Here is an 8,831-nt window from a genome sequence, read left to right as displayed (position 1 = left end):
CTATATTATGAAAAGCACCAGTGATTTCCCACTGGTGCTTTTTGGCTATGTGGCCTTTATATTTTACCGGCTCCTTTCTGTCTGTTGGTATTTACCGGCAGTGACTCACGGTTTTTCGACTTTATCCCTTTCAGGAGACAGGGTATAATATTATTCAGATTATTTGTTTTTAATTCTTTTTGATTTTCCGGACTGGATGATGATATGGAAGTCACCTATTTAATTACAGAATCTCACGATGGCCAGGAGCTCCGGCACTTTATTAAGGGGCGTAGGGAGATTTCATCGGCTTTATGGAAACGGGTGAAATGGAATGGAAAGGTCCTGGTCAATGGGGAGGTTAATTATAATGCCCGCCGTGTTCTTCATGCAGGGGATCGAGTTGTCCTGCAGTGGAGTGAAGAAAATGAGGTAGTGCCATCGAATATTCCTTTATCTGTGGTTTATGAAGATAAGGATTTACTGGTGGTCGACAAGGGACCGGGCATGATTATCCATCCAACGTCCAGGGAGGCACATGACACGCTGGTGAATGCGGTAGCTGGTTATTTTATTCGTAATGACAAATCGGCCGGTATTCATCCCGTGTACCGGCTTGACAGGAATACAACCGGTCTTGTGGTAGTAGCCAAATCAGCCATGGGGCAGTTTGAACTATCGAAGCGTCATGACTGTATCTACAGGCAGTATATTGCTCTTGTATCGGGCAGAGTAGAACCGGTAGAAGGAACTATTGAAGAGCCTATCGGACGAAAGCCCGGAAGTATTGTGGAGTGGATGGTCCGGCCGGACGGGAAGTGGGCTTCTACGGAATACCGTGTGCTGGCTTCCTGTGAGGAAGCCAGCCTGCTTCTGATTCATTTGAATTCAGGCCGTACCCATCAGATTCGTGTGCATTTTTCGTTTCTTGGCCATCCGCTTCTGGGAGATGATTTATATGGAGGCTCTCTGGCACTGATCCATCGGCAGGCTCTTCATGCCTGGTCCATTTCTTTTCATCATCCCTCCACAGGGGAGAATATTCGGCTGACAGCGCCTGTACCGACTGATATGGCGCAGGTTATCCGGCATTTCTGGGGTTCCATGGATTGCTTAAAGGAGGTATGAAAGTGCCTTTACAGAAAAAAGGAAATATTTCTTTTCTTACATTTTCTATTTTTGAAGGACTGCCGCTGAAGGCAGCCGTATCCTGCAGGAGCGGCGGAGTGAGCCGCCCGCCTTTTACCAGTCTTAATATGGGACTTCACGTGGGAGATTCGGAAGAAGATGTGCTGGAAAACAGAAAGCGTTACTGCAGGGCGCTTGGTATTTCCGCAGATACCCTGGTTAACTGCCGCCAGGTACATGGCACACATGTGGATGAAGTCGGAGAAGCGGACCTTGGCCGTGGTGCCCTGTCCCTGTCATCCGCCATACCGGATACTGACGGACTGCTCACGTCTTCGCCCATGGTTCCGCTCACCATGAATTATGCGGACTGCACTCCCCTTTTCTTTTATGATCCCTTCCACAAAGCGGCAGCGCTTTCCCATGGCGGCTGGAGAGGAACTGCAGGAAATATTGCGGGAAAAACCATAGCGCTGATGGAGGAAAGATTTCATTCCCGAAGAGAAGATATCCTGGCGGCCATTGGACCGGCCATAGGATTTGATGCCTTTGAGGTGGGCCCGGAAGTGATTGATGCTATGGCGCCTCTTTTTGAGAAATCGGAAGGAGCATCACTGTTCCGCAGGAAAGAGAATGGAAAATATCTCTTGGATCTGCCCGGCGCCAACCATGTGCTGCTGAAAAAGGCCGGCATTGCGGAGGAACATATTGAGGACTGCGGGATTTCGACCTGGGAAAGAAATGATTTATTTTATTCTTACAGAAAGGAAAAAGGGAGGACCGGCCGTCACATGGCGGTACTTATGATGGAAAAATGACAGGAAAAGGAATCGCTGTAGTGACCGGCGCCTCTTCCGGACTGGGCTGGGAATTTGCCAGAGAAATCGGCCGCCGCAGGGAAGCGGATGAGATATGGGTTGTCGGCAGGAGAAAGGAAAAACTGGAAGAATTGTCTGCGCTGCTTCCTGTGAGGACTCGAATCCTTTCTCTTGACCTGGTGGAGGAAACGTCTTTTACGTACCTGGCTCATCTCCTTGAAGAGGAAAAACCTGATATATCCCTTCTTATCAACAATGCAGGAAGGGGAAGCGCGGTTTCCTTTGCCGATGAGGATTTGAAGGATATAACAGGCATGATGAAGCTGAACATGGAGGCGCCGGTCAAGCTGACCAGGATCTGCCTGCCTTACATGAGAAACGGCGCCGGAATCATCAATGTATGCTCTGCTGCTTCTTTCCTGCCGCTGCCGGGATTTTCGATTTACAGTGCTTCCAAAAGCTTTCTCCTCAGTTTCAGCCGATCCCTGGCAGAAGAAGTCAAAAACAGAGGCATCCGGGTAACGGCGCTCTGTCCCTATTGGATCAGGGACACGGAGCTCATGGATAAGGCCGGTCTTCATATCAATCCGACAGGTGCGTTGACTGCCCGCATGGTGGCAGAACAGGGACTTCGGGATAACAGGAAGGGAAAGAAAATTTCCATACCGGGGCTGATGGGAAAATTAACAAGGCTGGGAGCTGCCTGTTTTTCCTTATCTTTTCTTCTGTTTTTCAAAAAACTGTTTCATGCATAAAAAGACTGGGAAATCATGGATTTCCCAGTCTTTTATCATGGATGATTCAATGAAAGGTATTTTTTCCAAGGACAGGATGGACGGCAGGTTTCAGGCTTCGTTTCTCGATGATGCGGAGGGCTTCTTCCATGGCGATATCCTTGCGCGTGCCGTTGTTTTCATAGACGAGCATGGGCTCATCCGCATCCAGTTCACTGCCGGGAAGGTAGATATATTCACCGGTACGTGAATCTCCATATATGTTTCCCGCCAGCAGGCGGCTTTCTGCCAGTTTATGCATGGGTATCCTCCAGATTGCAGATAAAATGGGGCTTGAAATCAAGATAATCAGCAGAGGTCAGATGCAGACGGATTCCCTCCAGCTCTTCCGGAAGATTGACAAAGTTGGAAGCGCCGTGAATATGTCCGTAGATGCAGTCGGTGACATGATGAGCTTTCATGATTTCGATCATGTGGGAAGGATTCCTTGCTTCATCAAAAGGAGGATAATGAAGAACAGCCATGATGCGCGGGGCTCCCGTTTTTTCCGCCAGCAGTAGAGAACGCTCCAGCCGTCCCTCTTCTCTGGCAATAATGGGCTTGTCCGCTTCTGTAAGCTTGGGAGAGGTTTCCGATATCCATCCCCTGGTTCCTGCCAGAGCAACGCCTCCCACGTCAATGGCGGAGTTATGCAGAAATTCAAGGAGACCATCGGTCATTCGCGTCATCTTTGTAACGGTATCCCACCAGTAGTCATGATTTCCCCGGACAACGATTTTTCTGCCGGGAAGATGACCCAGCATTTTTAAATCGGAAATGGCATCCTTCATATTCATGGCCCAGGATAAATCCCCGGCCATGATGACCGTATCTTCTTCCCGGATGGTTTCCATCCAGGCGTCTATAATTTTATTTCTATGATTTTTCCAGTGAGAACCGAAAATATCCATGGGTTTCGTGGGCGGATCTCCGGAAAGGTGAAAATCGCTGAACGCGTATAATTTCATGTACTCTGTTATTCTCCAAAATAGGTATCCGAGGCCAGTGTTTCCATCATGCGCTTTCTGCTGCGTTCATCCATAACATGGGTAATGCGGTATCCCATGTACAGAGGGCTGGCAGTATAACGGGGGAAAATCTTGGCATGGATGTGCTTAAGGTAATGATAAAAGAAAATATTGTAGCTGCTGCAGGGGAGCGGAAAATCATGAAGAACAAAACGGGCCAGTGTCTGTATGGTGTCGGCAAAATGGACAGGAGAAGCATCCTTTTTGAGAGTGACATTTAATTCCCCCATGCAGCTCAGGGGATAGTCGGAAATGGTAGCGTAGCAGTCATCGTCTTCATGAATCAGGGATCCCAGGAAATTTTCACCCAGTATATTGTCCCGGTAATCATAATTTTCCAGACCGATAATCTGGGAATGGGGATGACGCTGGGAACCGCCGGATCCGGGGCCGTAATTGCGAAAATACAGGACGGACTTGAATCTTTTGTCCGATTCCAGCCTGAGCCAGTGGGAAAGGCCGAAGGAAATGACTTCATGGAGCTTTTCCGGCGCATAGGTGGTGAGTTCCCCGTTATGATCGGCTGTCTCTACAATGACGGTAGGCCAGGTCTTCTCAAACACGGGAAATTTATTCATGAGCCAGATCAGGTCGCCCTGTTTTTCCAGAATACCCGTTAAATTTTCCGGGTGGCAGAAAGGGCATACTTTCTGCGTGCCGGAGTGGGGCTTCCGGCTGCCGATAGCCAGATTAAATGTAATAGGTGTATTCATAGTTTTATCCTCATCTTTCTTATTTATTATAGCACAGGCTTTCTTGAGGATTGATACGGATTCATGTAAAAGTCCGGTAAATGATGGTTCTGTTTTTTGTGAAATATGGAGGTTGGAAGACTGTTTTACAGTATCCGCTGCCATGGGCGGGATGGATAGAGAAATCAGCTCCTTCATATGCCGTCATACCTGTTACCGAATGAGGAAAGAGGCCTGCAGCAGAGCTGCATGATCTGCGAAATGAGATGACAGAGAGTCTTTGGTTTTGCTACTTGACAAAGAGAAAAGAATCAGCTAATATATTGACATAGCATTTCTTTAACGAAATAAAGTAATAAAGAGAGGTAAGGGTTATGAAGCTGAAGAAAATCGTGATCGCAGGAATTTTGGCACTGGGTGCCGCTGGTCTTCTGGCAGGCTGCGGCGGCGGGGATAACAAGGCTGCCAGCACAGCCAAGTCAGCTGCTGCAGGGGCAAAGCCCACCAAGATTGTAGCAGGTATGGATGATACCTTTGCACCTATGGGATTCCGGGATGACAGCGGTAAAATCGTAGGATTTGATATTGATATGGCAGAAGCCATTTCCAAGGAAATCGGAGTGCCCATTGAATTCAAGCCGATTGACTGGGCTTCCAAGGAAACAGAACTGAACTCCGGCCGTATCGACTGCATCTGGAACGGCTTTACCATGACTCCGGAACGGCAGAAGAAACTGGCTTTCACAAAGCCTTATATGGATAATATCCAGGAATTCGTCGTGCTGAAAGATTCTCCGGCCCAGAGCATGGCTGATCTCAAAGGCAAGAAGATCACTATTCAGGAAGCTTCTACTGCAGAAACAGCATTGAACAGAGATCCTCAGCTGAAGGCTTCTTTCGCAGAAGTGAAGGCCTATCCTGATCTGACCGCCTGCTTCATGGATCTCGAATCCGGCCGCTGCGATGCCGTGCTGGCAGATACCGTGCTGAACGAATATTACATGACAAAGAAACCGGATCAGTTCAGGGAACTGCCGGATCAGGTATCCAAGGATACGTTTGCCATCGGCATCAAGAAGGATAACCAGGCACTGGTGGATCTCCTGAACCAGGGCATTGACAAAGTCATTGCCAATGGGGAAGCTGCCAAGATTTCCGAAAAATGGTTCGGCAAGGATGTTGTACTTAAATAAGCGATTAAACCTTTTCCTGCCCCTCTGAGCGGGAAGCGGAATCACCGGAGCGGGCATCATTCCCTCCGGTGATTTTCATTTCATCTGTAAAAGTTTGTTTCTCTATCTTGTTAAATGAATGAAGTCAGTGTATGATATTCATACGTGCATAAAAGAGGTGCTTTGGCGCTTCCCTGTTTTTGTAAGGAGTTACTGATGGACTATATCATTCACATTCTGCCCAATATGTTTTCCGGGCTGGGCGTTTCAGCAAGGATATTTGTACTGACCTTTGTGCTGGCTCTTCCTATCGGAATTCTGCTGGCCATGGTTCGTATTTCCCATGTGGCTGTTTTCAGGAAGCTGGCAGCCATGTACATTTATGTCATGCGGGGAACACCGCTTATGCTGCAGATCATGTTCATTTATTACGGTCTTCCTCTCATGCTTCATGTACAGGTCAGCGATTTTCCGGCGGCTATCATTGCCTTTGTAGCCAATTATGCAGCGTACTTTGCGGAAATCTTCAGAGGCGGCATCCAGTCCATCAGCAAGGGACAGTACGAGGGCGCCAAGGTGCTTGGATTCAGCTATCGGCAGACTATGTGGCACATTATTCTGCCTCAGGTGATTAAAAGAGTCATTCCGCCTTTGGGCAATGAAACCATTACCCTTTTGAAGGATACATCTCTGGTTTACATTCTGGCCATGAATGATCTCATGCGTGTGACCCGGGCTTTTGTACAGCGGGATTTTGATACCACTCCTTTCCTTGTGGCTGCGGTTTTCTACCTTGTGTGCACAGCAGTCCTGACCAGGATTCTGGCTTATGTAGAAAAACGGTATGCTGTTTATGAAGAATGATGAGGTCACGGAATGAGCTTTATTGAAATGAAAAATATCAGGAAGGATTTCGGAAAACAGACCATCCTTCACGGCGTCAACATGACTTTGGAAAAAGGAGAGGTTCTTTCCATTATCGGTCCTTCCGGCGCAGGCAAGAGTACCCTGCTTCGCTGCCTGATCCATCTTGAAACCATTCAGGGCGGTTCTATCCGGGTGGACGGTGATTATCTTGCAGAAGAAAAAGGAGGAACCATTGTCTATGCTGATGAAAACAAGCAGAAACAGATTCTCAGCAAAATGGGCATGGTTTTTCAATCCTTCAACCTTTTCCCCCATATGACGGTTATAGATAATATTATGGCGGCGCCGATTTATGTGAAAGGCATGAAAAAAGAGGAAATCCGTCCTGTGGCGGAAGAACTGCTGAGCAAGGTGGGACTTCTGAACAAGAAAGACGTGTATCCGGGCAGCCTTTCCGGCGGACAGAAGCAGCGTGTAGCCATTGCCCGGGCATTGGCCATGAATCCGGATATCATGCTTTTTGATGAACCTACCTCCGCCCTGGATCCGGAACTGACGGGGGAAGTATTGAAAACCATTCAGCAGCTGGCTGACGAAAATATGACCATGGCTATTGTGACCCACGAAATGGCCTTTGCCAAGTCTGTTTCCGACCGTATTCTTTTTATGGTTGATGGCCGGGTAGAAGAAGAGGGCACCAGCGAAGAAGTCTTTGATCATCCGAAAAGTGAACGCACCAAGGCTTTCCTGAAATCTATCCTGAGAGCCTGAAGCATGAGAAAAGACTGCTCGAAAGAGCAGTCTTTTTTTGTATGTATTGAAAAGAATATGGACAAGTTCAGGCTATAGGTCTAAAAGGATTCCTGCTGCAGCAGAGATGACTATGTAAATGATCGGATGCCAGCGGAATTTGACAAGGCCCAAGTAAACGATGACGGCCAGAATCAGAGAGGGCCAGCGGATAAGGGTGGAGAAAAGGCCTGAATCTTCGAATAAGGGAAGATTCAAAAGAGAAATCTTTGCCACGCCCAGTCCGGCGGCGGCAATTAAGGCAGTGGATGCCGGGCGGAGCCCGTAGAAAATGCGTCCCATAGTTTCAGATTCCTTGAATTTATTCAGAATGGAATAGATGATGGAAATGACGATGATGGCCGGGGCGGTGAGGGAAAGAGTGGTATAAATGCCGCCGGGAATTCCCAGCGCCTGGAAGCCGGCATAGGTAGCCATGTTGACACCCAGCGGACCGGGGGTGGATTCGGAAATAGCAATCATATTGGCGATATCCTCTGCAGAAAACCATCCGGTACGCTGGGAAATATCATAGAGGAAAGGAAGGGTGGCAAGGCCTCCGCCTACGGCAAAAAGTCCTGCTTTGAAAAATTCCCAGAACATCTGGAGCCACATCATTTGGAAGCACCTTCTTTCTTTGTTTTCTTAACGGAAGGCATAAGGAAGAAACCGGCCACGCCGGCAGCAATGACGGAAAATACAGGAGATACAGGAGCAAAAAGGGAAAGACAGAGGATGACAATAAAAATAAGAAGAGTCCTTTTATCCTTTACCGATTTCCGGCCAAGCTTCAGCACGGCATCCAGAATAAGAACGCACACACAGGCCCGTATGCCGGTAAAGGCATGGGCTACATAGGGATTTTCTTCAAACTGGGTCAGGAACATGGCAATTACCGTAATAATGATCATGGATGGCGTAATGACACCGATGGTAGCGAAAATACCGCCCCAGAATCCTTTCAGCTTCAGACCGATGAAGGTAGCAACATTGACAGCAATCATTCCGGGTGTGACCTGTCCCAGAGCATAATAGTCCATGAGCTCTTCTTCCGTAGCCCAGTGATGGTTGTCTACTACCTCTCTCTGGAGAATAGGGAGCATGGCATAGCCTCCGCCGAAGGTGACAGCACCCATCTTCGCAAAAATCAGAAACAGCTGCAGTAATAGTTTCATAGACGGCATTCTTCCTTTCCTGTACAATAAGGATATACTCATTGGAGATTGAAATGCACAATTAAAAATGAGATCTTCTTAATTGTTGCATGTTTATAGGAATATATGTATGATAGCAGGTAGAAAGCCATATGAAAAATATTGATTTCCTTAAAAAGCATACGGAGAACATATAGAATGGATTTACGACAGCTCAGATATTTTAAAACAGTCATAGAAGAAGGCACTATCACCGGGGCGGCACGGAAGCTGCATATTTCTCAGCCGCCTTTATCCAGCCAGATGCACCTTCTGGAAAAAGAACTGGGGACCTCACTTTTTGAAAGAGGAGCCAGACAGGTGATACCTACGGAGGCGGGGAGCAGGCTCTACCGCTATGCCGTAGAAATGCTGGATCTGGAAGAAGCAGC

At 47.8% G+C, this 8,831-nt stretch carries 12 protein-coding genes; 7 read left to right on the top strand and 5 right to left on the bottom strand.

Translation table 11 applies throughout. The features are described 5' to 3' along the window. The first annotated feature begins 204 nt into the window (after positions 1–204). The 3 genes from ACI4N7_RS05185 to ACI4N7_RS05175 are packed head-to-tail and all read left to right on the top strand — an operon-like array spanning position 205 to position 2,680. On the top strand, positions 205–1,107 hold the full coding sequence (locus ACI4N7_RS05185) for an RluA family pseudouridine synthase (RefSeq protein WP_439732301.1): 903 nt from the start codon (positions 205–207) through the stop codon (positions 1,105–1,107). 2 nt (positions 1,108–1,109) lie between these two features. Next, positions 1,110–1,925, top strand: a complete 816-nt coding sequence (gene pgeF, locus ACI4N7_RS05180) for a peptidoglycan editing factor PgeF (RefSeq protein ID WP_439732300.1) — start codon at positions 1,110–1,112, stop codon at positions 1,923–1,925. Next, on the top strand, positions 1,922–2,680 hold the full coding sequence (locus ACI4N7_RS05175; protein ID WP_439732299.1) for an SDR family NAD(P)-dependent oxidoreductase: 759 nt from the start codon (positions 1,922–1,924) through the stop codon (positions 2,678–2,680). Before pgeF ends, ACI4N7_RS05175 begins: the two co-directional genes overlap by 4 nt. A gap of 46 nt (positions 2,681–2,726) precedes the next feature. Here ACI4N7_RS05175 and ACI4N7_RS05170 read toward each other — a convergent pair whose 3' ends face one another. The 3 genes from ACI4N7_RS05170 to ACI4N7_RS05160 are packed head-to-tail and all read right to left on the bottom strand — an operon-like array spanning position 2,727 to position 4,439. Next, positions 2,727–2,960, bottom strand: coding sequence for a hypothetical protein (locus ACI4N7_RS05170; RefSeq protein ID WP_439732298.1), 234 nt, complete (start codon positions 2,958–2,960; stop codon positions 2,727–2,729). Further along, on the bottom strand, positions 2,953–3,666 hold the full coding sequence (locus tag ACI4N7_RS05165) for a metallophosphoesterase (protein WP_439732297.1): 714 nt from the start codon (positions 3,664–3,666) through the stop codon (positions 2,953–2,955). The genes ACI4N7_RS05170 and ACI4N7_RS05165 overlap by 8 nt, the downstream gene beginning before the upstream one ends. An 8-nt stretch (positions 3,667–3,674) precedes the next feature. Beyond that, entirely contained in the window at positions 3,675–4,439 is a 765-nt protein-coding gene (locus tag ACI4N7_RS05160; RefSeq protein WP_439732296.1) for a DUF4931 domain-containing protein, read from the bottom strand. Between the two features lie 353 nt (positions 4,440–4,792). On the opposite strand from ACI4N7_RS05160, the gene ACI4N7_RS05155 reads away from it, so the two are divergent. The 3 genes from ACI4N7_RS05155 to ACI4N7_RS05145 all read left to right on the top strand — a co-directional run bounded on the left by ACI4N7_RS05155 (position 4,793) and on the right by ACI4N7_RS05145 (position 7,228). Next, positions 4,793–5,611, top strand: coding sequence for an amino acid ABC transporter substrate-binding protein (locus ACI4N7_RS05155; RefSeq protein WP_439732295.1), 819 nt, complete (start codon positions 4,793–4,795; stop codon positions 5,609–5,611). A 195-nt stretch (positions 5,612–5,806) separates the two neighbouring features. After that, positions 5,807–6,454, top strand: coding sequence for an amino acid ABC transporter permease (locus ACI4N7_RS05150; protein WP_439732294.1), 648 nt, complete (start codon positions 5,807–5,809; stop codon positions 6,452–6,454). Between the two features lie 12 nt (positions 6,455–6,466). Beyond that, positions 6,467–7,228, top strand: coding sequence for an amino acid ABC transporter ATP-binding protein (locus ACI4N7_RS05145; protein WP_439732293.1), 762 nt, complete (start codon positions 6,467–6,469; stop codon positions 7,226–7,228). A gap of 72 nt (positions 7,229–7,300) precedes the next feature. On the opposite strand, the gene ACI4N7_RS05140 is transcribed toward ACI4N7_RS05145, so the two are convergent. Beyond that, positions 7,301–7,864 (bottom strand): chromate transporter, encoded by a 564-nt coding sequence (locus tag ACI4N7_RS05140; RefSeq protein ID WP_439732292.1) that lies wholly within the window; start codon positions 7,862–7,864, stop codon positions 7,301–7,303. After that, positions 7,861–8,421: a chromate transporter gene (locus ACI4N7_RS05135; RefSeq protein WP_439732291.1), complete on the bottom strand. Its 561-nt coding sequence runs from the start codon at positions 8,419–8,421 to the stop codon at positions 7,861–7,863. The genes ACI4N7_RS05140 and ACI4N7_RS05135 overlap by 4 nt, the downstream gene beginning before the upstream one ends. A gap of 177 nt (positions 8,422–8,598) precedes the next feature. Here ACI4N7_RS05135 and ACI4N7_RS05130 point away from each other — a divergent pair. Next, positions 8,599–8,831: LysR family transcriptional regulator (locus ACI4N7_RS05130; protein WP_439732290.1), on the top strand; the 233-nt coding region annotated here is incomplete at its 3' end.

It is taken from the genome of Dialister sp., from assembly GCF_051885895.1.
Lineage (GTDB): Bacteria > Bacillota > Negativicutes > Veillonellales > Dialisteraceae > Dialister.
Note: the sequence above shows the minus strand (reverse complement) of the source record. Positions and strands in the feature narration are given on the sequence as shown.